Origin of the sequence: Pseudonocardia sp. P1, assembly GCF_000178675.2 — a bacterium.
GTDB lineage: Bacteria > Actinomycetota > Actinomycetes > Mycobacteriales > Pseudonocardiaceae > Pseudonocardia.
The window spans coordinates 608,735-633,619 of the sequence record NZ_ADUJ02000001.1; the positions used below are offsets into that span (position 1 = coordinate 608,735).

The 24,885-nt window shown below is 74.6% G+C and carries 23 protein-coding genes and 1 riboswitch; of the genes, 8 read left to right on the forward strand and 15 right to left on the reverse strand.

Annotation, left to right across the window (positions count from 1 at the left end; all coding sequences use genetic code 11):
• The first annotated feature begins 115 nt into the window (after nucleotides 1-115).
• Entirely contained in the window at nucleotides 116-925 is an 810-nt protein-coding gene (locus PP1_RS02395) for a 3-methyladenine DNA glycosylase (protein ID WP_075315066.1), read from the forward strand.
• A gap of 56 nt (nucleotides 926-981) precedes the next feature.
• On the opposite strand, the gene PP1_RS02400 is transcribed toward PP1_RS02395, so the two are convergent.
• The 4 genes from PP1_RS02400 to PP1_RS02415 all read right to left on the reverse strand — a co-directional run bounded on the left by PP1_RS02400 (nucleotide 982) and on the right by PP1_RS02415 (nucleotide 4,691).
• Nucleotides 982-1,188, reverse strand: coding sequence for a hypothetical protein (locus PP1_RS02400; RefSeq protein WP_010232679.1), 207 nt, complete (start codon nucleotides 1,186-1,188; stop codon nucleotides 982-984).
• Nucleotides 1,189-1,313: 125 nt separating this feature from the next.
• A complete protein-coding gene (locus tag PP1_RS02405; protein ID WP_010232677.1) occupies nucleotides 1,314-2,135 on the reverse strand; it encodes an SDR family oxidoreductase in 822 nt (273 codons plus the stop codon).
• A gap of 53 nt (nucleotides 2,136-2,188) precedes the next feature.
• Nucleotides 2,189-3,967, reverse strand: a complete 1,779-nt coding sequence (locus tag PP1_RS02410) for an ABC-ATPase domain-containing protein (RefSeq protein ID WP_010232675.1) — start codon at nucleotides 3,965-3,967, stop codon at nucleotides 2,189-2,191.
• Nucleotides 3,968-4,037: 70 nt separating this feature from the next.
• Complete coding sequence (locus tag PP1_RS02415) at nucleotides 4,038-4,691, reverse strand: DUF4232 domain-containing protein (protein WP_075314211.1); 654 nt, start codon at nucleotides 4,689-4,691, stop codon at nucleotides 4,038-4,040.
• A gap of 167 nt (nucleotides 4,692-4,858) precedes the next feature.
• Here PP1_RS02415 and PP1_RS02420 point away from each other — a divergent pair, with 167 nt between their 5' ends.
• The gene (locus PP1_RS02420) at nucleotides 4,859-5,935 is read left to right on the forward strand and encodes a DUF368 domain-containing protein (protein WP_075314210.1); all 1,077 of its coding nucleotides are present in this window, start codon (nucleotides 4,859-4,861) and stop codon (nucleotides 5,933-5,935) included.
• An 18-nt stretch (nucleotides 5,936-5,953) separates the two neighbouring features.
• Here PP1_RS02420 and PP1_RS02425 read toward each other — a convergent pair whose 3' ends face one another.
• Both PP1_RS02425 and PP1_RS02430 read right to left on the reverse strand, forming a co-directional pair.
• On the reverse strand, nucleotides 5,954-7,456 hold the full coding sequence (locus tag PP1_RS02425) for a CoA transferase (protein WP_010242631.1): 1,503 nt from the start codon (nucleotides 7,454-7,456) through the stop codon (nucleotides 5,954-5,956).
• The gene (locus PP1_RS02430; RefSeq protein WP_075314209.1) at nucleotides 7,453-9,198 is read right to left on the reverse strand and encodes an acyclic terpene utilization AtuA family protein; all 1,746 of its coding nucleotides are present in this window, start codon (nucleotides 9,196-9,198) and stop codon (nucleotides 7,453-7,455) included. The genes PP1_RS02425 and PP1_RS02430 overlap by 4 nt, the downstream gene beginning before the upstream one ends.
• Before the next feature lie 79 nt (nucleotides 9,199-9,277).
• Between PP1_RS02430 and PP1_RS02435 the strand changes: the two genes are divergently transcribed.
• A complete protein-coding gene (locus PP1_RS02435; RefSeq protein WP_162097276.1) occupies nucleotides 9,278-10,186 on the forward strand; it encodes a LysR family transcriptional regulator in 909 nt (302 codons plus the stop codon).
• A 25-nt stretch (nucleotides 10,187-10,211) separates the two neighbouring features.
• Here PP1_RS02435 and PP1_RS02440 read toward each other — a convergent pair whose 3' ends face one another.
• Both PP1_RS02440 and PP1_RS02445 read right to left on the reverse strand, forming a co-directional pair.
• Nucleotides 10,212-11,591 carry an MFS transporter gene (locus PP1_RS02440; RefSeq protein ID WP_010228891.1) on the reverse strand — a complete coding sequence of 460 codons (1,380 nt, stop codon included), beginning with the start codon at nucleotides 11,589-11,591 and terminating at the stop codon, nucleotides 10,212-10,214.
• A gap of 144 nt (nucleotides 11,592-11,735) precedes the next feature.
• Nucleotides 11,736-12,392 carry a TetR family transcriptional regulator gene (locus PP1_RS02445; RefSeq protein WP_010228893.1) on the reverse strand — a complete coding sequence of 219 codons (657 nt, stop codon included), beginning with the start codon at nucleotides 12,390-12,392 and terminating at the stop codon, nucleotides 11,736-11,738.
• 127 nt (nucleotides 12,393-12,519) lie between these two features.
• Here PP1_RS02445 and PP1_RS02450 point away from each other — a divergent pair, with 127 nt between their 5' ends.
• Entirely contained in the window at nucleotides 12,520-13,425 is a 906-nt protein-coding gene (locus PP1_RS02450; protein ID WP_075314208.1) for a shikimate dehydrogenase, read from the forward strand.
• Entirely contained in the window at nucleotides 13,415-15,277 is a 1,863-nt protein-coding gene (locus PP1_RS02455; RefSeq protein WP_083697128.1) for a sugar phosphate isomerase/epimerase and 4-hydroxyphenylpyruvate domain-containing protein, read from the forward strand. Before PP1_RS02450 ends, PP1_RS02455 begins: the two co-directional genes overlap by 11 nt.
• A 16-nt stretch (nucleotides 15,278-15,293) precedes the next feature.
• Here PP1_RS02455 and PP1_RS02460 read toward each other — a convergent pair whose 3' ends face one another.
• Together PP1_RS02460 and gcvP are read right to left on the reverse strand one after the other, a co-directional pair.
• Nucleotides 15,294-16,292 (reverse strand): LLM class flavin-dependent oxidoreductase, encoded by a 999-nt coding sequence (locus PP1_RS02460; protein ID WP_010224702.1) that lies wholly within the window; start codon nucleotides 16,290-16,292, stop codon nucleotides 15,294-15,296.
• A 57-nt stretch (nucleotides 16,293-16,349) separates the two neighbouring features.
• On the reverse strand, nucleotides 16,350-19,226 hold the full coding sequence (gene gcvP, locus PP1_RS02465) for an aminomethyl-transferring glycine dehydrogenase (protein WP_010224700.1): 2,877 nt from the start codon (nucleotides 19,224-19,226) through the stop codon (nucleotides 16,350-16,352).
• A 167-nt stretch (nucleotides 19,227-19,393) separates the two neighbouring features.
• Nucleotides 19,394-19,489, reverse strand: a riboswitch (glycine riboswitch).
• Nucleotides 19,490-19,570: 81 nt separating this feature from the next.
• Between gcvP and PP1_RS02470 the strand changes: the two genes are divergently transcribed.
• Nucleotides 19,571-19,870, forward strand: coding sequence for a YiaA/YiaB family inner membrane protein (locus PP1_RS02470; protein WP_010224698.1), 300 nt, complete (start codon nucleotides 19,571-19,573; stop codon nucleotides 19,868-19,870).
• Between the two features lie 17 nt (nucleotides 19,871-19,887).
• Here the strand turns inward: PP1_RS02470 and PP1_RS02475 are convergent, their stop codons facing one another.
• The 5 genes from PP1_RS02475 to PP1_RS02495 all read right to left on the reverse strand — a co-directional run bounded on the left by PP1_RS02475 (nucleotide 19,888) and on the right by PP1_RS02495 (nucleotide 23,131).
• Nucleotides 19,888-20,466 carry a MerR family transcriptional regulator gene (locus PP1_RS02475; protein WP_029239194.1) on the reverse strand — a complete coding sequence of 193 codons (579 nt, stop codon included), beginning with the start codon at nucleotides 20,464-20,466 and terminating at the stop codon, nucleotides 19,888-19,890.
• 225 nt (nucleotides 20,467-20,691) lie between these two features.
• Complete coding sequence (locus PP1_RS02480) at nucleotides 20,692-21,168, reverse strand: bifunctional nuclease family protein (protein ID WP_010224693.1); 477 nt, start codon at nucleotides 21,166-21,168, stop codon at nucleotides 20,692-20,694.
• 258 nt (nucleotides 21,169-21,426) lie between these two features.
• Nucleotides 21,427-21,876, reverse strand: a complete 450-nt coding sequence (gene garA / locus PP1_RS02485) for a glycogen accumulation regulator GarA (protein WP_010224691.1) — start codon at nucleotides 21,874-21,876, stop codon at nucleotides 21,427-21,429.
• Nucleotides 21,877-21,985: 109 nt separating this feature from the next.
• Nucleotides 21,986-22,378 carry a glycine cleavage system protein GcvH gene (gene gcvH, locus PP1_RS02490; RefSeq protein ID WP_010224689.1) on the reverse strand — a complete coding sequence of 131 codons (393 nt, stop codon included), beginning with the start codon at nucleotides 22,376-22,378 and terminating at the stop codon, nucleotides 21,986-21,988.
• A 9-nt stretch (nucleotides 22,379-22,387) separates the two neighbouring features.
• Nucleotides 22,388-23,131 (reverse strand): CDP-alcohol phosphatidyltransferase family protein, encoded by a 744-nt coding sequence (locus PP1_RS02495; RefSeq protein ID WP_010224687.1) that lies wholly within the window; start codon nucleotides 23,129-23,131, stop codon nucleotides 22,388-22,390.
• 54 nt (nucleotides 23,132-23,185) lie between these two features.
• Between PP1_RS02495 and PP1_RS02500 the strand changes: the two genes are divergently transcribed.
• Nucleotides 23,186-23,713: an OsmC family protein gene (locus PP1_RS02500; RefSeq protein ID WP_010224686.1), complete on the forward strand. Its 528-nt coding sequence runs from the start codon at nucleotides 23,186-23,188 to the stop codon at nucleotides 23,711-23,713.
• Nucleotides 23,714-23,967: 254 nt separating this feature from the next.
• Entirely contained in the window at nucleotides 23,968-24,876 is a 909-nt protein-coding gene (locus tag PP1_RS02505; RefSeq protein WP_010224684.1) for an MEDS domain-containing protein, read from the forward strand.
• Nucleotides 24,877-24,885 lie beyond the last annotated feature (9 nt).

The window sequence follows — 24,885 nt, forward strand, 5'->3', positions numbered from 1 at the left end:
AGGCGTGACCACCGACGCCGCCCGCCACGGCACGGGCGCCCCCGCGGGACGCGGGACCGGCGCGCAGCTCGACGCCGGCTCCTGGCGGGCCCGCGCGCAGGCGCACCGTGACCGGGTGTCGGCCTGGACGGCACCGCACCGCGAGCGCCGTCGGCGTCGCGAGCCGCACCCGGTGTGGGACTTCCTGTTCACCTACTACTCGCACCGGCCCGCGCTGCTGGAGCACTGGGACCCGGGTGCCGGCGTCGTCCTGGCCGACGGCGGGGAGTTCCTGGACCGGCCCGGCTACGTCCGGGTCCCGGGCGGCGGCACCGCCGTGGCGTTCGATCCCGCGGCCGCACCGGAGCGGCTGCGGACCACGGCCGGGTTCGTGCACCGGCTGCTCACCGCGACCCGCTCCCGGCCGCCACGCCTGGGCTGCTTCGGCCTGCACGAGTGGGCGATGGTCTACCGGACCGACCGGCCCCGGCACGGCGCCACGGTGCCGCTGCGGCTGGGCCCAAAGGGCACGGACGACGTCGTCGAGTCGATGCGGATCGGCTGCACCCACTACGACGCCTACCGGTTCTTCACCGGTCCCGCGGCGCCCCGCAACACCCTCACCCCGACCCGGGAGACCCAGGTCGAGCTGGAGCAGCCGGGCTGCCTGCACGCCACGATGGATCTCTACAAGTGGGCGTACAAGCTGGCCCCCGCGGTGCCGTCGGAGCTGGTGGCGGACTGTTTCGAGCTGGCCGCGGACGTCCGTGAGCTCGACATGCGGGCGAGCCCGTACGACCTGGCGGACCACGGGTTCTCCCCCGTGCGGATCGAGACACCCGAGGGCCGCGCCGACTACGCACGCGCCCAGTCCGCCTTCGCCGGCCGCGCCGCCCCGCTCCGCGACCGCCTGATCGACGTGGCAGGGACCCTGCTCGACCCCTGATCACGGATCGGGAAGGGATCCGGCCACATCCGGCCGGATCCCTTCCGATGCCGTGATCACCCGGTCGCGCTCCCGACGAGCTCGTCCAGGACGCCGTCACGGGCCGAGGCGACCAGGTCGGAGAACTGGTCGACGCTCATCTGCACCCGCTGCCCGAAGTCGTCGGTGATCACGATCCGCTTGTCCGGAGCGGCCGCCTCGTCGACGTAGAGCTCGGGGCAGCCGCAGTTGCAGCTGCCGCAGAAGGTGGCGATGTGACGCACGCGGCGCTCCTCTTCCTCGCATCGGCGGTCGCGGGCGGATGCCCGCGCCGTCGTGGTGGTCGCCCGCCCGGCCCGGGCGGTTCCCGCGATCACCCGGACGGGTCAACCGGTCACGGCCCGTGCGATCAGGCCCGCTCGACGAAGAAGTCGAGGTCCGGCTCGTCGCCCCCGCCGTAGCGGGACAGGTCGGAGACGCCGTGCGCGGCGAGCACCTCGTCGTCGACGAAGGTCCGGCCGGTCGGCCGCGCGTCGTCGGTGAGCACGGCGACGGCCGCGTCGGCCATGATCTCCGGGCTGCGGGCCCGGTTCCCCGCCGCGTCGCCGCCCAGCAGGTTGACGACCGCCGCGGTGGCGATCGTGGTGCGCGGCCACAGGCAGTTCGCGCGGATGCCGTCGGCGGCGAACTCGTGCGCCCAGCCCAGCGTCAGCAGCGACATCCCGTACTTCGACAGCATGTAGGGCGGGAACTCGCCCAGCCACCTCGGGTCCAGGTTGACCGGCGGGGACAGGGTGAGCACCTGCGCGTCACCGGACTTCCGCAGCTGCGGCAGCGCGGCCCGGGTCAGCAGGTACGTCCCGCGCGAGTTGATCGACTGCATGAGGTCGTAGCGCTTGGGGGTGACGTCCTCGGTGCCCTGGGTGTTGAGCGCGCTCGCGTTGTTCACGACGACGTCGACGCCGCCGAAGGTGTCGACCGCGGCCTGCACGGCGCGCTCCACGTCCTCCTCTACCCGGACGTCGCCGACCACCGCGACCGCCCGGCCGCCGGCCTGCTCGATCTCGGCGACGGCCGTGTGCACGGTGCCGGGCAGCCGCGGGTCCGGCCGGTCGGTCTTGGCGAGGATCACCGCGTTCGCCCCGCGCCGCGCAGCGGCGGTGAGGATGGCGAGCCCGATGCCGCGGCTGCCTCCCGACATCACGATGGTGCGGCCCTGCAGATCGGTCATGGCGTCCTCCGGGTAGCGGTGCGGCGGTGCACGGTCCCGACGGACATTAACAGTCAGAGCTGACCGTTTGTGCGGTGACCCGTGACACGTGCCGCCCGCAGCCGGTTCACCGCGGCCGCGACCTCGTGCCGGCGGGGCACCGCGAAGTCGGACAGCGAGCCGTGCGCGATCGCCACCGCCCCACCGCGCTCCAGGTCGGCCTCCAACCGGTCCAGCGCCTCGGCCAGGGTGACGCCGTCGAGGTCCAGGTGGGCCAGCGCCAGCCCGACGCCGGTGGTCTGCGACGGGTCGGCCAGCTGGGAGACGGCCGAGAGGTCGATGTCGTCGCCGCCGAAGGTCAGCCGCCCGCGCCCGCGGGCGGTGATCTTGCGGCGCCCGCGCACCTCGGGATCGACACTGCGCGGGTCGAACACCCGCGCGCCGAAGCCGGGGAACTCCGGGTCGCTGCCCTCGGGGGCCAGACCCGCCACGTCGCGGGCCCGGGCGGTGATGTCGGAGACCCGGTAGTCCTGCAGCAGGACCACCGTGTCGGCGCGGTCCAGGTAGTCGCCGGACCCGCCCATGACCAGCACCGTCGACACGCCGTCGCCGCGGTGCAGCGGCCGGACCCGGTCCACGAACGGCACCAGCGGCTCGGCCTCGATCAGCTCCCGCATCCGGGCGTCGCGGATCATGACGTTCGTCGCGGAGGTGTCCTCGTCGATGAGCAGGACGTCCGCACCGGACTCCAGTGCCTCCATCGTCGACGCGGCCTGCGACGTCGAGCCGGACGCCGACTCGGTGGAGAAGTCCGCGGTCGGCTTCCCCGACGGCAGGCCCGACACGAACGCGCGCACGTCGACCCGCTGCACGGAACGCTCGTCCTCGGCCCGGACCGACACCGCGTCCCGCCGGGCGACGACGAGCTCCCGGCCGTCGCCGGGGACGTGGTCGTACACCCCGGTCTCCAGCGCCCGCAGCAGGGTCGACTTCCCGTGGTAGCCGCCCCCGACGATCAGCGTGACGCCGGTGGGGACCCCCATGCCCGGCACCGCACCGCGGTTCGGCACGTCGAGGGTGACGCGCAGGCCGTCGGGGGACGAGAAGGGGACCCCGTCACGCAGCGGGCGGTCGTCCACCCCGGACGCCCGCGGCAGCACGGCGTCGTCGGCGACGAACGCGACGAGACCGGCGCCGGGGAGCGCAGCGCGCAGGGCGCAGGAGTCCTCGACGGTCTCGACGAACTCCACGGCCGCATCACGGTCGGCGTTCGCCCAGGTCAGCGCCTGGTGCACGGCGTCGGGCAGGTCCCCGGTCAGGGTGCGGGCCGCCGCGTGGCCGGCGATCCGGCGGCCGTGCCCGGGGAACGGCGCGCCGAGCTCGACGGTCACCGATCCGTCCCCGTCCCCGGCCCCGTCACCGTCGCCGGTCCCGCCGCGGCCGATCCGGATCGCGCTGCGGTCGAGGACCTCCTGCCCGCCGGCGTCGACGGTCACCGGCGTGCCGCGCAGCGCGGTGCGCAGCGCCCGCAGCAGGAAGCCGCCGAGCGCGCGGGCACGCTCCGGGGTGCGGTGGAGTTCGCCGGGCAGGTCCGCCGTCGTGGCCGGCACGGTCACCCGCAGCCGCGACGGCGGCGCGAACGGGTCGGACTGGACCTTGCGGATCTCCAGCTCGAACCCGTCCATGCTCCAGCGGCCGGCCAGGCCCTTGTAGGCGCCGTAGCTCGCCCCGTCGAGACCGTGCAGCCGCGAGGCGAGCTCGTGGCCGTCGCCCTGGATCCCCCGTGGCGCGGGGCCGGTACGGCGCGGGCCCCCGGATCGGGAGCCGGGTCGGGAACGGTGCGGGCGGGTCATGCAGATCCTCTCCGGACGGTCGCGGCGGGCGTTCCAGGGTAGGTACCCGCCGCGCCGCGACCGAACCGGATCACTGCGGCCCGAACGCCTCCACGGTCAGCTGGTCGCCGGGGGGCCGCCCGGAGCAGCCGGTCCCGTCCTGGGCGACGAACAGCGAGTCGGTCCCCCCCGGCGGGTAGACCCGGAAGCCACGGGTCGGGACCGGGGCGCAGTCGGCCGGGTCGAAGTTGTGCGCGTTCACCATCCGCACCCGCGCACCCGCCGACGCACCGGGCGCGAGCTGCACCGGATCGCCGTGCCCGCCCTGCATCGCGGCGGCCGGACCCACCTGGGCCCCGTCGTCACCGCCCACGTAGGACAGGCCGGGGAACCCGCGCACGACGCACGTCCGGCCGCCGTCGTTGCGCAGCACGAGGGTCGCGTAGGTCGACCCGGCCGCGCCGCCTGCGGGATCGGCGACCAGCGAGCCGCCCAGCTCCGAGGTGTGGCAGCGCTCGGCGCCCTCGGCGACCGGCCCCCCTGCGGGATCGGCCCCGCCGGGCACGTCGGAGCCGTTCGCGACCGGCTCCTCCGGCAGCTCCGCGGCAGCCGGCGTGGCCACCGCGGCCTCGTCCTGCCCCCGGGCGGGCCCTGCCGCGCCCGGCCGGCCCGAGCCCGCCCCGCACCCGGCGAGGAGCGCACCGCAGGCGACCACCGCCGCCGTCCAGCCCGCACGCCGGCCCACGGCACCGCTCCGGCCCCGTCCGTCACTCCTGTCGTCCATGTCAGTCCCCCGATCGTCATGGTCCGTACACCCCTCTTGACGTTCCACCGTGCAACGGGTTGCCCCGCACGACGCACCGGACGGGTGGATCCGTACGATTCGTCCACGTGTTGTCGCGTATGTCCGGAATGCATCTCGCTCGCGGAGCGGCGATCGGCGTCGTCGAGACCATCCCGGGCGTCAGCGGCGGGACCATGGCGCTGGTCGTCGGGATCTACGAGCGGCTGATCACGCAGGCCGGGCACCTCGTCGGCGCGGCGCGCGCCGTCGTCCGCCCCGGCACCGGCGGGCAGGGTCGCGCCGCTCGGGCCGGCACCGAGCTCCGGCGCCTCGACTGGGGTCTGCTCCTCCCGGTCGCGGCCGGCATGGTGCTCGCCGTGGTGCTGGCCTCGCAGGTGCTGCCCGGCCTGATCGAGGCGCACCCGGTCGGGTCCCGCGCGGTGTTCCTCGGGATGGTCGCGGCCTCGGTCGCCGTCCCGCTGCGGATCACCGGCATGCTGCGCGGCGTCCGGGAGTGGGCACTCGTCGTCACCGGGTTCGTCGTGACGTTCCTGGTCAGCGGCCTGCCTCCGGCGGCCGGCGACGGGCGGCCGCCGTATCCGTTGATCGCGCTCGCCGCCGCGGTGGCGATCTGCGCGCTGGTGCTGCCGGGCTTCTCCGGGTCGTTCCTGCTGCTGGTGTTCGGCCTCTACGAGCCGACGCTGCGCGCGGTGCGCGACCTCGACATCGCCTACATCGCCGTGTTCGGGCTCGGCGCCGTGCTCGGCCTCGCGTCGTTCGTGTCGCTCCTGCAGTGGCTGCTGGAGCACCACCGCCGCACCCTCATGGTGATCATGATCGGGGTGCTGCTCGGTGCGCTGCGGGCGTTGTGGCCCTGGCAGGACGACGCCCGGGGCGTGCTCGCCCCCGATCCCGGCTGGTACGCCATGCTGGTCCCGGTGCTGCTCGGCGCCGCGCTCGTCGTGGGGATCATGATCCTGGAGCGGCGGCTCGAGCCCGCGGCCGTACGCGTCGGCGAGCCGGACCCGGCGCCCGGTGCGGGGGCGGAGAGCGAGACCCGGCGCCTCGCCCCGGTCCCGCCCGCCGACTCCACCGACTCCGACGCCGGCTCCGACGCCGATGTCACGCGCCCGCTCCCGCGGATCACCCCCGACGGGCCCGGGCGGCCCCCGGCGGGACCGCCGGACGGCCCCGGACGCGGCTGAGCACACCGGGGCGCCCGGTCAGCGCGGCAGCCACTCCGGGCGGCCCGACCCGCGGGGCACCAGCACCGTCCGGTACTCCCCGGGAGTCGCCGACATCCGCACCTGGTCGGTCACGCCCCGGTAGAGGCCGAGCGGGGTGTCGGCGGTGAAGGTCTCCGGGTCGAGGTAGGCGTGGTCGGCGCCGGTACCGGCGACCTCGCGGGCGTAGCCCAGGTCGACCACGCCCAGTTCCAGCATCCACAGCGCGGCCCGCACCAGCGACACCTCGACGGCCCAGGAGCCGCCCTCGACGGCACGCCGGCGCAGGGCCGCGGTGATCCCGGCGGCGGTCAGCCAGGACACGACGTAGTCGTTGACCACCAGGATCGGGGACAGCCGGGGCGGCACGAAGCCGTCGTCGGTGGAGCCGCCCTCCAGCGTCATCATCCCGACGAGCGTCCCGGCGGTCTGGTCGAACCCGATCCGGTCGGCCCACGGCCCCACCGGGCCGTGCAGCGTGTTCGTGGCGTGCACGATGCCCGGCCGCACCGCGGCGGCTTCCTCGGCCGACAGCCCGACCGAGCCGAGGAACCCGGGCCGGCGGTTGGCGTAGAAGACGTCGGCACCACCGAGGAGCCCGCGCAGCAGCGCGTTCCCGTCCTCCGCGCGGGGGTCCACGGTCGCCGACCGGACGCCGACGTTCGCGCTCACGTAGGTGGTGTCGGGTTCGTACTCCCCCGGCCGCCACACGTTCAGCACGTCCGCGCCGTGCAGGGCCAGCGCCCGCCCGGTGCCGGCCCCGGCGATCACGTGGCCCATGCCGAGCGCGCGCAGCCCGTCGAGCGGGAGGTCCGGCCGTCCCCGCTCCGGGAACGGTTCCGGTGGCGCGTCGCCGATCCGGCGCAGCGTGATCGGGGGCGTGCCCTCCAGCGCTGCGTGCTGCGCGGTGGCCAGCCACTCGCCGGGCGTCCGGGCCACCGGCATGACGATGCCCGCCTCGCCCGCCGCGTCCTCCAGGTCGGTGGCGTCCCACCGGGCGATCGCGGCGGCGACCGCCTCGGGCGTCTCGGGGACGCCGAGGAACCGCTCCCCCGCGTAGCGCAGCGCGGGGTACGGGTTCAGCGGCATCACCCAGCGGCCGTCCCGGGTGCGGTGGAAGGAGAACCCGAGCGCCTGTGAGGTGGACGCCGCGTTGGTCGCCGGGAAGCCGTTCACCAGCTCCCAGCGACGGTCGTAGAACGGGCACAGCCGGTGCGGGGCGCTGCGCAGGTCGGCGGTCACGTCCTGGCCCTCGCCGCCGCGGTCGCGGTGCACCGCCGCCATCCCGACCGACTTCGCGGCGAGCGCGACCGCGGCGCCGCCGCCGAGCCGCAGCGCGCTGGGCACGACCGGGTCGGCGCCCAGGAACCGGACCCGGCCACCGGCGTCCGCGGCGGAGAGCCCGACACAGCCGAGCAGCTCCTCCAGCGCGACCCTCGGGTCGAACGCGTCCCCGGTGGCCGGTGTGGCGACGTTCTTCCCGATCCGTTCCGCGATGCTCACCGGGGTCCTCCCACGTGCCTGGACCGCAGGTACTCACCCACGGACTTCCCGATCTGGTCCACCCGCATGTTCGCCGATCCGCCGGACCCCAGCAGCCCGGTGAACACCAGGTGCACCGCACGCAGGTGCGGGAACTCGTGCCGGACGATCGCACCCCGCGCCTCGGGGAGCAGCTCCGCCGCCGTCGGGGTGGTCAGCGTGGCGCGCAGCCACTCCCAGTGCGCGGGGTCCGGCGCCCAGACGCCGACGTTGGCGTTGCCGCCCTTGTCCCCGGCCCGGGCGTGGGTGAAGGCGCCGAGCTCCACCGGGTCACCGGCGGGCGCCGGGAGGTCCGGTTCCGGGTGCACCGGCTGGGCCAGCTCGTCCGGGGTGGCGGTGCGCGACGAGCGCGGCACCTCGATCCGCGCCCCGTCCTCCCCGACGGCGTGGTGGTCGAGCAGCGCCGACTCCAGCAGCGCGGGCCAGTACTCGATCCGCGGCCACGGCTCCGACGCGCGCGGGGCGTGGCCGTCGTGGTGGAAGCCGGGGAAGCCCTGCAGGTACAGCGACCCGACGGCCGGGGCGAAGCGCCGCAGCGGCTCCTTGTGCCGGGCCGTGGCCATCACCCGGATCGGGACGGTCGCCGCCCACTGGTCCGGTGGGTCCACCGCGGCGACGCCGAGCGGGGTGACGTCGAGCCGGTCGACGTGCCCCTCGAGCTGGGCGCGGAGCTGGGCCCGCAGCAGCTCGACCTTTCCCTCGACGTCGGGGGCGGTGCAGAACAGCATCGTGGAGATCTCGTAGCCGATCGGGGCGAACACCGCGACCTTCGCCGTGGGCGGCGGCGGTGACCCCGTCACGGGGCCGATCGCGACCCGGTCGGGCGCCTCCTGGGTGAGGCGGACCGTGTCCAGGTGCACGGTGACGTCCGGGTTCAGGTAACGCGGACCCTGGATCTCGTAGAGCAGCTGCGCGGTGACGGTGTCGACGGTGACGGTGCCGCCGTCGGCGGCGTGCTTGGTGATCACCGAGGAGCCGTCGGCGGCGATCTCGGCGATCGGGAAGCCCGGCTTCACCATGCCCGGCACGGCGCGGAAGCCGGAGAAGTTGCCGCCGGTGGCGTGCGCGCCGCACTCGATCACGTGCCCGGCGGTGACGGCGCCGGCCAGCGCGTCGTGGTCGTCGGGGGTCCAGCCGTGCCACCAGGCGGCCGGGCCCGCGGTCAGCGAGGCGTCGGTGACCCGTCCGGTGACGACGACGTCGGCGCCCGCGGCCAGCGCACCGGCGATGCCGAACCCGCCGAGGTAGGCGTTCGCGGTGATCGGCTCGAACCCCCAGTCCTTGAGCGGGGCGCCGGTGTCGAGGTGCTCCATGCCGTGGCCGTCGGCGTGGAAGTCGGCCAGCCGGTCGAACACCCCGTCGCCGGCGACGTGCGCGACCCGCAGGTCCAGGCCGGCGTCGGCGATCCGGCGCCGCAGCTCGGCGGCCATCCCGGCCGGGTCGAACCCGCCCGCATTGGTGACGACCCGGATGCCGCGCCGGGCGATCTCGCCGAGGTGCGGGGTGAGCTGGTCGAGGGCGTAGGCGACGTAGCCCGGCTTCCCCCGCCCGGCCGCCGCGGCGAGAGCGGCGAGGGTGATCTCGGCGAGGTAGTCGCCCATGAGGACGTCGACGGGGTCACCCGCCATCGCCTCGTCGACGGCGGTGAACCGGTCGCCCAGGTAGCCCGAGACGTTGCCGATCCGCAGTGATCGTGTGGCCATACCGGTCACGCTAGGGGTGCGGTGTGCCCGTGACCACGACCGATGCGCACACGACGGCGTGACCCCTAGGGTCATGCGGGTGGAGCTGTTCCACCTGCACTACTTCCTCGCCGTCGCCGACGAGCTGAACCTGACGCGGGCCGCGGCGCGGCTGCACCTGGCCGCGTCACCGCTGTCGCGGCGGATCCGGGACCTGGAGCGGGAGCTCGGCACGCCGCTGTTCGTCCGGTCCTCGCGCGGCATGGCGCTGACCGCTGCGGGGAGGGCCCTGCTGCCCCGCGCGCGGGAGATCGTGCGACGGGTGGAGTCGCTCCCCGGCGAGCTCGCGGCCGCCGACGGCCATCCGGTCGCCGCGGTCGGGATCGCACCGGACGTGTCCGCGGCGGTCCGCGACGGCTTCCTGGAGCGGGTCCGGGCCGCCCATCCCGAGCTGGCCGTGCGGATCCGGCCCGGCGCGAGCGCGGAGCTGGCGCGGTCGGTGGGCCGCGGCGACCTCGACCTGGCGTTCGTCCACGGCCGCTACGACGACGACCCGCAGCTCGCGCAGCGGCGGGTGGACAGCCGGCCCGCGGGCGTCGCCGTCGGGCACGGGCTGGGGTTCGACGACCGCACCGGGATCCGGCTCGACGAGCTGACCGATCTGCCCTACGTCTCGATCCGCTACGACGCGGCGCCGTCGGTCTACCGGGCGACCGGCGAGCTGCTGGCCCGGCACGGGGTGCACGGCCGCATCGAGCTGGACACGCACAACCCCGGGGACCTGACCCACGTCGTCGCGGCGGGGCAGGCGTTCACGCTGGTCGGGCTCGGGTCGGGGGCCACGCACAAGGCGTTCGTCGGGGAGCCGGTGCACGTGCTGCCGGTCCTCGGGGCCGACGTCCGGATCGGCACCGAGGCGGTGTGGCGGACCGACCGCGCCGCCGCCGACGACGTCGTCCGGCTGCTGGTGGCCGCCGCCCCCGGTCCCGGGGACGGCGGCCCGGCCTGACACAACGGCCACCGGGCCGGCACCGTCAGAGGCGGGCGGGCTCCCGCTCGCCGTCCTGGGCCGCCTCGATCTCGGTCAGGCTCAGCTGCGCGGTCTCCCGGGCCGACCAGGCCGCACCCGCGGCCAGCAGGCAGATCACCCCGCCGAAGACGGCGACGGGCACCCAGCCCGAACCCGAGTCACCGGCCAGTGCGGTGGCGATGGTCGGGGCGAACCCGCCGAGCGCGAAGCCGATCTGGGTGCCCACCGCGGTGCCGGTGAGCCGCACCTTCGCCGGGAACATCTCGCCGTAGAAGGCGGGCCAGACACCGTTCGCGGCGCTGTAGACCACACCGGAGAGCAGGATGCCGGTGACGAAGACGAGCACCAGGTCGCCGGTCGAGACAGCCCACAGGTACGCGGCCAGCATCACCGCGCTGCCCAGCGCACCACCGATGAACACCGGGCGGCGGCCGATCCGGTCGGCGAGCGTGGCGAACAGCGGGATCGCGGCCAGCGCGACGATGTTGGCGGCGACGACCACCCACAGCATCGTGGAGCGCTCCAGGCCGACGGTGTTCACGGCGAACGACAGCGCGAACACCGTCATGAGCGTGCTGACCGACGCGACGGTCGCGGCCAGCGACACCCGCAGCAGGTTCGGCCAGTGCCCGCGCAGCAGCGCGGCGATCGGCAGCTGGTCCTTCGCCGACGGTGCCGGGGCCCCGTCCGCGGTGGTGCCCGCGCCCTCCCGGATCTCCCGCTCGAACACCGGCGTCTCGTGCAGCGTGCGCCGGATCAGGACACCGGCGACCAGCACGAGCACGCTCGCCCAGAACGGCACCCGCCAGCCCCAGCTCAGCAGGGCCTCCTCGGGCAGGAGCGCGACCGGCAGGAACACCGCGGTGGCCAGGATCTGGCCGCCCTGGGTGCCGGACAGGGTGAAGCTGGTGAAGAACGCCCGCCGGTCCTGCGGCGAGTGCTCCAGCGTCATCGAGTTCGCGCCGGCCTGCTCACCGCCCGCGGACAGGCCCTGCAGCAGCCGGCAGACGACGAGCAGGACCGGCGCGAGCGCCCCGATCTGCCCGTACGAGGGCAGCAGGCCGATCGCCAGCGTGGCGATGCCCATCATCAGCAGCGTCGCGACCAGCACCTTCTTGCGGCCGAGCCGGTCACCGATGTGGCCGAACAGCACCGCGCCGAGCGGGCGGGCGACGTAGGCGACGCCGAAGGTGGCCAGTGACAGCAGGGTGCCGGCGACCGCGCTGGTCTCCGGGAAGAACACCTTGTTGAACACCAGCGCCGCGGCCGTGCCGTAGATGAAGAAGTCGTAGTACTCGAGGGCGCTGCCGGTCCAGGCGGCGAGCGCGGCCCGCCTCGGCTGGGCGGTCGGCGCCAGGGTGGGGTCGGACGGACTGGGGCTCACGGGTCTCTCCCGGCGTGTGCGTCGTTGCAGGCACGTAGCAGGCACGGTGGCGCAGGCGTCAGGCCGCGCTTATGTACCGTCTGGTTACGTACCGGATAGTGAGTTGTCCGGCGGTGGCGTGTCAAGCCCCGGGGTCCGGCCCGTTCAGTCCCGGCCGACGTTCGCGGTCAGGTACGCGACGACGACGTCGCCCACCATCCGGCGGTAGTGCTCGCGCCGCCCGGGTTCCAGCAGGTCCCGGCCGAAGATCGCGGAGAAGGTGTGCCGGTTCGCCACCCGGAACACGCAGAACGAGCTGACCAGGACGTGCACGTCGAGGGCGTCGACGTCGTCGCGGAACAGCCCGACCGCCCGGCCCCGCTCGAGGATGCCGCCGAGCACGTCGACGGCGGGGTCGGCCAGCCCGGAGAGCACCGGGGAGGTCCGCAGGTGCTCGGCGTGATGGATGTTCTCGATCGCGACGAGGCGGATGAAGTCCGGGTGCGCCTCGTGGTGGTCGAAGGTCAGCTCGGCGACCGCGCGCACGGCTTTCGCCGGCGGCAGGTCGTCCACCTCGAGACCCCGTTCCAGCGCCCGGATCCCGACGTAGGCCCGCTCGAGGACCGCCAAGTAGAGGCCCTGCTTCGAGCCGAAGTAGTAGTAGAGCATCCGCTTGGTGGTGCGGGTCCGGGCGGCGATCACGTCGACCCGGGCACCGGCCAGGCCGGCCCGCGCGAACTCCGCGGTCGCCTCGTCGAGGATCTCGGCGCGGGTCCGCTCGGCGTCGCGCTGCCGCACGCCCTCCTCCGGTGCCGCGGCCACCGCCCACCTCCACTCGTCCCGGCTCCGTCGTCGGGCCGGACTCTACGGACCGCGCCGGGCCGGGACTGGCCGACGCGCGCACCGTCCGGTACAACTAACCGTACGGTACATAAGCCGAGGAGGACGTGTGCAGAGCAGCCAGACCGCCACCGGGACCGTCCGGACCGGGTTGATCGGCGCCGGGATCGGACCGTCGCTGTCCCCGGCGCTGCACGAGCGGGAGGCTGCCGCACTCGGCGTGCCCCTGCGCTACCGGCGCTGGGATCTCGGCGCGCTCGGTGCCGCGCCGTCCGACGTCGGCGAGCTGCTCCACCGGGCCCGCGCCGAGGGCTACGCCGGTGTCAACATCACCCACCCCTGCAAGCAGGAGGTGATCCGGCACCTCGACGCCCTGTCCCCCGACGCGGCGGCGATCGGCGCGGTGAACACCGTCGTCGTCGGCACCGACGGCTCCCTGACCGGGCACAACACCGACTGGACCGGATTCCGCGACGGCCTGCGCGACGGGCTCCCCGGCGCCGGGGCCGGACGCGTCGTGCTGCTCGGTGCGGGCGGCGCCGGGGCGGCCGCCGGGTACGCGCTCGCCCGGGAGGGCGTCCGCGAGCTGCACGTCGTCGACGTCGACGCCGACCGGGCGGCCGGCCTCGCCCGGCTGCTCGCCCCGCACCTCCGCGACGGCGCCACCGCGACCGGGCACCCGCGGGCCGAGCTGGACGGGCTCCTCCCCGGCGCCGACGGCCTGGTGCACGCGACACCGGTCGGGATGGCCGACCACCCCGGCCTGCCGTGCGACGCCGCGCTGCTCGCCGGGCGCCCGTGGGTCGCCGAGATCGTCTACCGGCCGCTGGACACCGAGCTGCTGCGCACCGCCCGTGCGGCGGGCTGCCGCACCGTCGACGGCGGCCGGATGGCCGTGCACCAGGCGGCCGAGGCGTTCCGGCTGTTCACCGGGCACGCGCCGGACCCGGCGCGGATGCTGGAGCACCTGGCCGAGCTCGTCACCGCCGAGCAGGAGGCCGAGCGTGTCGCCTGAGGTGCCCCGGCTCGCGCTCGCCACCGTGTGCCTGTCCGGCACCCTGGAGGACAAGCTCGCCGCCGCCGCGACCGCCGGGTTCGACGGCGTGGAGATCTTCGCCCCGGACCTGGTCGCCGACCCGCTGCCGCCCGCCGCGATCGGCGAGCGCTGCCGCGACCTGGGCCTCTCGGTCGACCTCTACCAGCCGCTGCGCGACATCGACTCCACCGACCCGGACCGGTTCGCCGCCAACCTGCGCCGGGCCGAGGCCACCTTCGACGTGATGGCCGGCCTCGGCGCCGACACGGTGCTCGTCTGCTCCTCGGTCGCTCCGGACGCCGTCGCCGGCACCGACCGGCTCGCCGCACAGCTGCACACCCTCGCCGGCCGCGCCCAGGACCGCGGCATCCGGATCGCCTACGAGGCCCTGGCCTGGGGCCGCCACGTCGACACCTGGGACGCCTCCTGGGCCGCCGTGGCCGCCGCCGACCACCCCGCACTCGGACTGTGCCTGGACTCCTTCCACGTCCTGGCCCGCGGCTCCGATCCCGCCCCGATCGCCGGCGTCCCCGGCGACAAGCTGTTCTTCCTCCAGCTCGCCGACGCCCGCGAGCTCTCGATGGACGTGCTGTCCTGGAGCCGCCACCACCGGCTGTTCCCCGGCCAGGGCGGCTTCGACCTGCCCGCCTTCCTCGCACCCGTCCTGGCCGCGGGCTACAGTGGCCCGCTGTCGCTGGAGGTGTTCAACGACGTCTTCCGCCAGGCCGACCCGGTCCGCACCGCCGTCGACGCCCGCCGCTCCCTGATCGCGCTGGCCGAGGCCACCGCCCGCCACGGCACCGGCGGCACCGGCGGCACCGGCACCGACCCGGTCGCCACACCCGCACCACGGCTCGGCGGGCCGGCGTTCGTCGAGCTCGCCGCCGGACCCGAGCTGGGCCGCGTGCTGCGCGCCCTCGGGTTCAGCCGCACCGGGGTCCACCGCACCAAACAGGTCGAGCGCTACCGGCAGGGCGACGCCACACTGCTGGTCAACGCCGCCGGCCCGCACCCCGGCACCGGCAGCGCCGTCGCCGCGATCGCCCTCGACTCGGCCGACCCCACCGCCTCGGCCCGCCGCGCCGCCCGGCTCTGCGCACCCCCGCTGCCCCGGGCCACCGGCCCCGGCGAGGCCGATCTCGCCGAGATCTCCGCGCCCGACGGCACCTCGGTGTTCCTCTGCCGCACCGACTCGCCCACGAGCTGGGCCCACGACTTCGTCACCGTCGACGAGCCCCCGGTGCCCGGCACCGGCATCCACGCGATCGACCACATCGGACTGACCCAGCCCTACGACGCGTTCGACGAGGCCGTGCTGTTCCACCGCACCGTCCTCGGACTCGGCACCGTCGCCGACGGCGAGTACGCCGCCCCGTTCGGCCTGGTCCGCAGCCGCGCCCTGGCCGACGACGCCCGCCGCGTCCGGATCGCGCTCACCGTGTCCCTGCTGCGCCGCGGCGAGTGGGGTCCCGGCGTCGCCGACCCCCAGTACGTCGCCCTCGCCTGCGACGACGTCCTCGCCACCGCGGCCGCCGCCCGCGCCGCCGGGGTCCCGCTGCTGCCCGTACCGGGCAACTACCACGACGACCTCGCTGCCCGCCTCGACCTGCCCGGCCCCACGATCGCCGCCTACCGCGACATCGGGGTCCTCCACGAACACGACTCCGGCGGCGACTACCTGCAGGTCTGCACCGAGCTGCTCGGCGGACGCCTGTTCCTCGCCCTCGTCCAGCGCACCGGCACCCACGACGGCCACGGCTGGACCGACGCCCCCGTCCGGATGGCCGCCCACCGCCGCTCCCGGCTCGCCCGGACGGCCGCCCCGTCCTGAGCCGGGGCCGGTGCGGTCACCGGCCGTCGTCGTCGAGGCGCGGGAGCACCTGCTCGGTGAACAGGCGCAGCGTCTCCCAGCCGCGGTCGACCGGGATCCCGCCGCACAGCGGGTGCAGGACGACGGCCGCCCCGTCACCCTGCTCCCGGCAGTGCCGTACGAGCTGCTCCGGGGCCAGTACCTGGTAGATCCCCTCGGCGCGCAGCTCGGCGACCGTCCCCGCACCGGACGCGACCCCGGACCGGACGCCCGCCGTCTGCCAGGACCGGTAGCGCGTGGCCTCGTGCAGCAGGTGGGGACCCAGCTCGTCCCATCCCCGCTCGGGGTCCTCGGCGAGCACCACCATCGCGGTGTCCGCGGGCGGCATCACGACCGCACCGCGGGTACCGGCCTCGGCGCAGCGTGCCTCGTAGTACTCCGCCAGCCCGGGGAGCCGGTCGGGCAGCACCATCGGCAGGCCGAGTCGGGCCGCGCGGCGTGCGGCGGGCCTGCTGCTCCCCCCGACCGACACCATCTGCGCCGCGGGCGTGCGCGGGACCGGGCTGACGACGACCCGGCGGCCGTCGTGCTCGACCGGCTCGCCCGACCACGCGGCCAGCAGGGTCTCGAGGGCGCAGTCCATGGCCGCCCCGCGGGTGTCCCACCGGACACCGGCGGCGGCGTACTCCTCGGGCCGGTAGCCCAGCCCCACCGTGACCGCCAGGCGGCCGCCGCCGAGCAGGTCGAGGACGGCGAGCTGCTCGGCGATCCGCACGGGGTCGTGCAGCGGCAGCAGCAGCGCCTGCACCGACACCCGCAGCTCGCGGGTCGCACCGAGCACGGCACCGGCCACGGTCAGCGGGGCCGGCAGCCAACCGTCGTCGCTGAGGTGGTGCTCCTCCAGCGACACCGCGCCGACGCCGTGCCGGTCGGCGTACGCCGCCATCTCGACGCCCGCCCGGTAACGCTCGGACAGCGCGGCCGGATCGGCGCCCGGGAGGACGAAGTTGAACCGCAGGACCGATCGGGGACGCACCCGATCACCCTCCCGCGTCCCGGCCCCGGCCGCGCGGCGGCCGGGGCCCGGAGCGGATCAGGCGAACGCCTCCGGCGGCGGGCAGGAGCAGACCAGGTTGCGGTCACCGTGCGCGCCGTCGATCCGGCGGACCGGCGGCCACACCTTGCGGTCGTGCACGCCCGGGGTCTGGCCGGCCGGGTACGCGGCGAGCTCCCGCGGGTAGGGGTGGTCCCACTTGTCGTCGGCGAGGCAGGCCGCGGTGTGCGGGGCATTGCGCAGCGGGTTGTCGTCGGCGGGCCACTCCCCGGCCGCGACCCGGTCGATCTCGCCCTTGATCGAGATCATCGCCTGCACGAACCGCTCGATCTCCGGCAGGTCCTCGGACTCGGTGGGCTCGACCATCAGGGTCCCGGCGACCGGGAAGGACATGGTCGGGGCGTGGATGCCGTGGTCGATCAGCCGCTTCGCGACGTCGTCGACCGTCACGCCGGTGTCCTTGGTGATCGTCCGCAGGTCGAGGATGCACTCGTGGGCGACCGCGCCGTCGGTCCCCGAGTACAGCACCGGGTAGTGCTCCGCCAGCCGCTTCGCGACGTAGTTCGCGGCCGCGACGGCGGTCAGCGTGGCCCGGCGCAGCCCGTCGAGACCCATCATCCGCAGGTAGGCCCAGGAGATCGGCAGGACGCCCGGGCTGCCGTAGCGCGCCGCGGAGACCGGCCCGACCTCGCCGCGACCCGGCAGGAACGGGACCAGGTGCTCGGCCACCGCGACCGGCCCGACACCCGGACCGCCGCCGCCGTGCGGGATGCAGAACGTCTTGTGCAGGTTCAGGTGGCTGACGTCGCCGCCGAAGGCACCCGGCCGGGCCACCCCGACCAGCGCGTTGAGGTTCGCGCCGTCGACGTAGACCTGGCCGCCTGCCTCGTGCACGGCGCCGCAGACGTCGCGCACCTGCGCCTCGTAGACCCCGTGCGTCGACGGGTAGGTGATCATCAGTGCGGCCAGCCGGTCGCCGTGCTCGGCGATCTTCGACCGCAGGTCGGCGAGGTCGACGTCGCCCTGGGCGTCGGTCCCGACGACGACCACCCGCATCCCGGCCATGATCGCCGAGGCGGCGTTCGTGCCGTGCGCGGACGCCGGGATCAGGCAGACGTCACGCTCGTCGTCCCCCCGCGAGCGGTGGTAGGCGGCGATCGCCAGGAGCCCGGCGAGCTCACCCTGGCTGCCCGCGTTCGGCTGCAGGGAGACGGCGGCGTACCCGGTCAGGTCGGCCAGCCACCCCTCGAGCTGCGTGATCATCTCCCGGGACCCGGCGGTGTCGGCCTCCGGTGCGAACGGGTGCAGGTCCGAGAACTGCGGCCAGGTCACCGCCTCCATCTCGGCGGCGGCGTTGAGCTTCATCGTGCACGAGCCGAGCGGGATCATGGCGCGGTCGAGCGCCAGATCGGCGTCGGCGAGGCGGCGCAGCCACCGCATCAGCGCGGTCTCCGACCGGAACTCGTGGAACGTCCGGTGCGTCAGGTACTCGCTGGTCCGCACCAGCCCACCGGGCACGGCGTCGGCCGTGGCCGCGTCCAGGGCCGCGACGTCGCCGACGGTCACCCCGAACGCCTCCCACACCGCCTGCAGGTGGGCGACGGTGGTGATCTCCGAGGTGGACACACCCACCTCGTCGTCGGAGACCTGCCGGAGCGCGATGCCGGCGTCGTGCGCGGCGCCGACGACGGCCGTCGCCCGCCCGGGCACCCGGGCCAGCACCGTGTCGAAGAAGGCGTCGTGCACGATCTCCACGCCACCCTCGCGCAGCCCGCCGGCCAGCACCGCGGCCATCCGGTGCGTGCGGGTCGCGATCGACCGGAGCCCCTCGGGGCCGTGGTACACGCCGTAGCAGGCCGCCATCACCGCCAGCAGGACCTGCGCGGTGCAGATGTTCGACGTCGCCTTCTCACGGCGGATGTGCTGCTCACGGGTCTGCAGGGCGAGGCGCAGCGCGTAGTTGCCGTCGGCGTCCCGGGACACGCCCACCAGGCGCCCCGGCAGCTGGCGCGCGTGCTTCTGCCCGACCGACAGGTACGCGGCGTGCGGCCCGCCGAACCCGAGCGGGACACCGAAGCGCTGGGTGGACCCGACCGCGGCGTCCGCCCCGAACTCGCCGGGCGGGGTGAGCAGCGTCAGCGAGAGCAGGTCCGACGCGACGGCGACCAGCGCGCCCCGCTCGTGCGCCTCGGCGACCAGCGCGGACGGGTCCGCGACCCGCCCGGACGCCCCGGGGTACGACAGCAGCGCACCGAAGAACTCACCGTCGGGCAGGCCGCCGGTCAGGTCGGTGACGACGAGCTCGATGCCCAGCGGCTCGGCACGGGTGCGGAGCACGTCGAGGGTCTGCGGGAGGGTGTCGGCGTCGACGACGAACCGCGGGCTCCTCGAGCGCCCGGCGCGCCGCAGCAGGGTCATCGCCTCGGCCGCCGCGGTCGCCTCGTCGAGCAACGACGCCCCGGCGACCGGCAGGCCGGTCAGGTCGGACACCATCGTCTGGAACGCCAGCAGCGCCTCCAGCCGGCCCTGGCTGATCTCCGGTTGGTACGGCGTGTAGGCGGTGTACCAGGCGGGGTTCTCCAGCACGTTCCGGCGGATCACCGACGGCGTGCGGGTCCCGTGGTAGCCGAGCCCGATCATCGGGACGGTGACCGTGTTCCGGTCGGCCAGCTCCCGCAGCTCGGCGAGCATCCCGGCCTCGTTCTCCGGGGCCGGGAGCGAGGCGCCGACCGGCTCGGGGTCACGGATCGCGTCGGGCAGGGCCCGGCCGGCGAGAGCGTCGAGGGAGTCGACGCCGAGTGCCTCGAGCATTCGCGCCAACTCGTCGGGGCGCGGGCCGATGTGGCGCTCGGCGAACGGCAACCCGTGCTCGAGCTCGGCGAGGGTCGGGCGGTCCTGCTGCGGGGTCGGGCTCACGGCGCCTCCGGGGTACTACTCGGTCAGGCCGGGGACAGGGCGGTCACGCCCCTCCCCCTCTGTCCGTACCCGCGGTGGCGGGCGCCTGAGAGATTCACCCGAGGCTTCGGGCTTTCCCCGTCGGCGGACGGGCCTCCCCGTGGTGGCCCGTCGCTTTCCAGAGGCGTCTCGACCGTACGGTCCGTGTGCCTGAGAGATTCCGGGAAGGGATTTGCTCCTTCGGCGCCCGGCCTCCTGCACCGGGTCTCTCCCGCACGGCGTCAACGACTACCGGCAACAGGGTACCCGTCTTCTCCGTACTTTCACGGCGCCGGCGCCCGCCGGTGCTCGTCACACTTCCGTGCATGTCGAACACCAGCAGCGCGACCACCACGCCCGCGACCACCGCGGCCTTCCACATGCAGTCGGTCCTGTCCTTCGGCGTGTCGCTGGCCGCCGTCGTGATCGGGACCGTCTACCTGCCCGTCGACGGGTGGGTGAAGGCGTTCCTCGCGATCGCCGTCCTCTACGCGATCACGTCCGCGTTCACCCTCGCCAAGTGCGTGCGGGACCGCCAGGAGAGCCTGACCGTGGTCAACCGGGTCGACCAGGCACGGATGGAGAAGCTCCTGTCCGAGCACGACCCGTTCCGCTCGGTGGCGTGACCCGGGCCGTGCAGGACTCAGGAGATCGCGCGGCGGGACCGCCTGCGGGCGAGCTCGTCCTCCGGGGACTCGTCGACGGTGCCGCCGTCGGCGCGCTCCGCCGGGAAGTCCTTGATCACACCGGTGATCTCGCGCATCGCACCGGAGACGGCGATGCCGAAGACGCCCTGGCCACCCTGGAGGAGATCGACGACCTCCTCCGGCGAGGTGCACTCGTAGACGGTCGTGCCGTCCGAGAACAGCGTGATGCCGGCCAGGTCCCGGATGCCCCGCCGGCGCAGGTGCTCCACGGCGATCCGGATGTTCTGGAGTGACACACCCGCGTCGAGCAGGCGCTTGACGATCTTCAGGACGAGGACGTCCTTGAAGGAGTACAGCCGCTGGCTGCCCGATCCGGCCGCACCTCTTATCGACGGCACGACCAGACCCGTGCGGGCCCAGTAGTCGAGCTGCCGGTAGGTGATCCCCACGACCTGGCACGCGGTCGGGCCGCGGAAGCCGACGAGGCTGTCGGGCACCCCGTCGAGCCCCTCACCGACGAGCGGGTCCGGGAACAGCTCTCCCTGTCCCGGCCCCTCGGGTGGTGGCGTCTGCACCGCGTGGTCTCCCTCGGTCGGCCGCACCGCGCTCCCCTCCGGTACCACATCACTCTGGGTGCCCGAGGAGTTCCACGGATGTCATCAGTAGTGATGACGGTAGGCCCGGCGGACGGGGTGGTCAACGCGGCTCGCCGACACGGGCGTACCGGACGGCGCGGGACCCACGTCCCTCGGCCGGACGGAGCACGGCCGGCGGTCGCCGGCCGCGCCGAACGGTCGCTCTCAGCCCGGCTGGGCGCCGCGGAAGTCCTCCGGCGAGACGGAGTCGAGGAACTCGCGGAACTTCTCGACCTCGTCCTCCTGCTCGTCCGGGATGACGAGCCCGGCCTCGGCGAGCACGCTCTCGTCGGCGTGCACCGGGACCCCGGTGCGCAGCGCCAGCGCGATCGAGTCACTCGGTCGTGCGGAGACGGTCACGCCGCCGTCGAAGATCAGCTCGGCGTAGAAGGTGCCCTCCTGGAGATCCGTCACCCGGACCTGCTCCAGCCGGCGGCCGAGCGCACCGATCACGTCCTTGAGGAGATCGTGGGTGAGCGGCCGCGCCGGCTTCACGCCCTGCTGCTCCAGGGCTATCGCCGTCGCCTCCACGGACCCGATCCAGATCGGGAGGTAACGGTCCCCGTTGGTCTCCCGCAGCAGCAGGATCGGCTGGTTCGCCGGGAGTTCGACCCGGACGCCCACGACGCGCATCTCGCTCATCAGCCCGCCTCCCCGGCCCTTGCGGGCCTGTCGGCCGGCCCGGGTGTACCCGCCACCCCGGCCGCCCGGATCGCCTTGCTCGCCCTGGTCCGTGTGGTCACTTCCGCTCCCACCACCGACACGCTCCGACGCTACACGGGCGGGGCCGTCCACGCCCGCCTCCGGACGGGGTGTGACGACGTCCTTTCGACGATCGTCACACGGCCGTCGCGCGCGGCGTGTCGGCTCGACATCCGCCCGCCCGCACGTCGTGCGGGATCAGCCCTGGCCGGGCTCGCGCGGACCGGTCAGGAAGACCAGCCGGAACTTGCCGATCTGCACCTCGTCGCCGTTCGCGAGCACGGCCGTGTCGACCGGCTCGCGGTTGACGTAGGTGCCGTTGAGGCTGCCGACGTCGACGACGACGAACTCGCCGGCGTCACGGCGGAACTCCGCGTGCCGCCGGGAGACGGTCACGTCGTCGAGGAAGATGTCGCTGTCCGGGTGCCGGCCCGCGCTCGTGGTCGGCACGTCGAGCAGGAAGCGCGAACCGGCGTTCGGGCCGCGCCGGACGACGAGCAACGCCGACCCGGCGGGCAGACCGTCGACACCGGAGACGGCCGGCTCCGCGCTCGGCTGCTCCACGTCGGCGAGGAAGTCAGCCCGGAACACCGACGTGGTCTCCGGTGCGCGCTCCGGTGGCACGTCGCGCGGGTCGTTCGTGGTCACGTCGGGGTCTCCTCCTGTAGGAAACGGGTCCCGGACGTGGTCCGGGCGATGATCAGCGGCGTTGTCAGGGGATTCGAAACTACCGGTCCGGCAGGCACGGCGGAACGGGTCAGGAACCGTCTGCCAGCTGCCGGTAGGCCTCCGCGTCGAGCAGCCCCTCGGGCAGCCCGCCGTCGGCCAGGCGCACGTCCACCAGCCACCCGTCGCCGTAGGGGCCCGAGTTGACCAGCTCCGGGGCGCCCTCGAGCGACTCGTTGACGGCCACCACCTCGCCGGCCACCGGCGCGTAGATGTCCGACACCGACTTGGTCGACTCGACCTCGCCCATGGTGTCGCCCGCGGTCACGGTCTCGCCCACCGTGGGCAGCTGGACGAACACGACGTCGCCGAGCTGGGACTGGGCATGGTCGGTGATACCGATCCGGACCACCCCGTCCCCGGTCTCACGTACCCACTCGTGGGCTTCGGTGTAGGTCAGGTCCGACGGAATCTCCGAGCTCACGCGGCGAGCCTAGCCCCCCGCGCCGTCGTGATCGAACCGGGTGCGCGCAGCGGGACCGGCCGGCGACGGACGGCGCATCGCCAGCACGAACTGCGCGAGGTAGAGGACGCCGGTCCAGAGGTAGAGCGCGACGCCCCAGATCGCGAAGGCGTGCGCGATCACGGCCACGACGGACTCCGCGGGGGTCGGCCCGTCGCCGAGCAGCAGCAGCGGGAAGGCGTAGAGGAGCACGAACGTCGCCGCCTTGCCGAGGTAGACGACCTCGAACGGCGCCCACCCGCGGCGGCGCATCACGAGCACACAGGCGGCGAGCACGACGTCGCGGGCCACCAGTGCGGCCACCACCCACCACGGGACGAGCCCGCGGATCGCCAGCCCCACCAGCGCGGCCAGGATGTAGAGGCGGTCGACGGCCGGGTCGAGCATCGCGCCGAGCCGGCTGTACTGGTCCAGGACCCGCGCGAGCTTGCCGTCGAGCCAGTCGGTGAAGCCGCCGATCGCCAGCACGGTGACGGCCCAGACGTCGGCCTCCGGGCCGAGCATCAGCCAGAGGAACAGCGGGACGCCGAGCAGGCGCAGCACGCTGAGCGCGTTCGGGACGGTCCACAGCCGGTCGTCGGCGGTGGGCGGGCCCGCGACCTCGTGGACCGAGTCCCGGACGGTGACGCGCACCGTGTCGCGCGCCTCCCGCACCGTCTCGCGGGCGTTCCGCCGCACGGCTGCGGCCCTGCCCGTGTCCGACTCCCCGCCCACGTGGTCAGCCTAGACGCCCCTCCGCGCTGTACCGGAGCGGACGGTGGGGTGAGGATGGAGGGCGTGACGGACTCGAACACCACATCGCTGAAGGACATCCAGGCCCCGCTGAAGCAGCAGTACCGCGACGACCCCGAGGCCGCCGTCGTCACGCTGAAGGCGGACGGCGAGCTGGGCGCCGGCGTCTCCTGCAAGGTGACGACCGGGCAGGCGCTCGCCGAGGCCGGCCTGCACCCGGCCACCGGTGGCGACGGCACGCAGCTGTGCTCCGGCGACATGCTCCTCGAGGCGCTCGTCGCCTGCTCCGGCGTCACCCTCCAGGCGGTCGCGACCGCGCTGGAGCTGGACGTGACGGGCTCGGTGCGGGCCGAGGGCGACCTCGACTTCCGCGGCACGCTCGGCGTCGTCAAGGACGCGCCGGTCGGGTTCCGCGACATCCGGCTGACCTTCGACATCGACGCGCCGGGGGCCGACGACGAGAAGATCGCCACCCTGATCAAGCTCACCGAGCGGTACTGCGTGGTGCTGCAGACGATCAAGGGCAGCGCCACGACCTCGGTGGACGTCACCAGCAGGTCCTGAGCGCCCGTCCCCGGGACACCGCCGCTCGTCCGTCCGGAGCACCGGCGCGCGGCGAACGGACACGGGCGGCCCGCCACGATCACGGCTCACCGCCGGTGGCGGGCCGCTCGGCGCGCTTCACCGTCGGTTCGGCGCCCGGCACTCTCCGGGGTCTGCGGGCTCCTGTTCGGACGTCCGTACGGTGGACGCGTCCAGGGACGACGTGACTGGGCGTGCCCGCGTCACCCGCGCGCGCACGTCACGGCAGGTGAATCGTGATCAAGCTTGCGGACGATCTCTCGTCCGGCGATCACGTGTGTGCGGTCCCGGACAGCCTCGAGCACCTCGGCGAGATCCGGGCCGGGTTCGTGGCGCACGGCCTCGACCTCGGTGAGCGGGTCCTCTACTTCGACGACGACGGCGCCGCGGACACCCTGCTGCGCAGGCTGTCCGAGGACGGCGTCGACGTCGAGGAGCCGTTGCGCCGGGGCCAGCTCCTGATCCTGCCGGAGGAGAACACCCGGCAGACCTTCCGCACGCCGCTCCCCGACATCCACGCCGGCGTCTCCGGCCAGGTCGAGGAGTCGCTGCGCGACGGCTGGCACGGCACCCGCCTCACCGGCCAGATGCACGCGTCCATCGCGGCGGGGGCGTCGGCGACGCTGCCCGAGTACGACGGGCTGCTGGCGCGGCTGGTCCGGGAGAGCTCGGGCTCCCTCACCGCGCTCTGCACCTACGACCACGAGCACTTCCCGGACGAGCAGATCGACATCATGCGCGCCCTGCACCGGGACCACCTGGCGGTGACCGGCGCCTACGACGACGGGCTGCTGCGGATCGTGCGCCTCGGCGTCGGGCACGCCCGGCTGGCCGGCGAGATCGACCACAGCAACCGTCCGAAGATCACCGCGCTGCTGCACCAGTCGCTGGACGCCGTGCTGCGCTCCCCCGACGCCCCCACCGACATCGGGCTGGACATGGCCTCGGTCCGCTTCGTCGACGTCGCGTCGGCGGTGGCGTTCGTGCACGCCGCCGAGAGCTTCCCCGCCACCCACCGGCTCGTCCTGCACCGGGTCCGCCCGCGGGTCGAGCGGGTCCTGGAGCGCTGCGGGGCGGCCTTCTCCCCGCAGCTGGCGCTCGACGACGAGCCGCCGAAGGTCGTCCCCGTCCTGCCCGACCGGTGACCGGAGGCC

Bases quoted from the DNA above. Each gene is read 5' to 3' on its own strand.
- PP1_RS02405 (WP_010232677.1), bottom strand. From the start codon at position 2,135: ATGACCGATCTGCAGGGCCGCACCATCGTGATGTCGGGAGGCAGCCGC.
- PP1_RS02410 (WP_010232675.1), bottom strand. From the start codon at position 3,967: ATGACCCGCCCGCACCGTTCCCGACCCGGCTCCCGATCCGGGGGCCCG.
- PP1_RS02420 (WP_075314210.1), top strand. From the start codon at position 4,859: ATGCATCTCGCTCGCGGAGCGGCGATCGGCGTCGTCGAGACCATCCCG.
- PP1_RS02430 (WP_075314209.1), bottom strand. From the start codon at position 9,198: ATGGCCACACGATCACTGCGGATCGGCAACGTCTCGGGCTACCTGGGC.
- PP1_RS02470 (WP_010224698.1), top strand. From the start codon at position 19,571: ATGTCGAACACCAGCAGCGCGACCACCACGCCCGCGACCACCGCGGCC.
- PP1_RS02480 (WP_010224693.1), bottom strand. From the start codon at position 21,168: ATGAGCGAGATGCGCGTCGTGGGCGTCCGGGTCGAACTCCCGGCGAAC.
- PP1_RS02500 (WP_010224686.1), top strand. From the start codon at position 23,186: ATGGAGGGCGTGACGGACTCGAACACCACATCGCTGAAGGACATCCAG.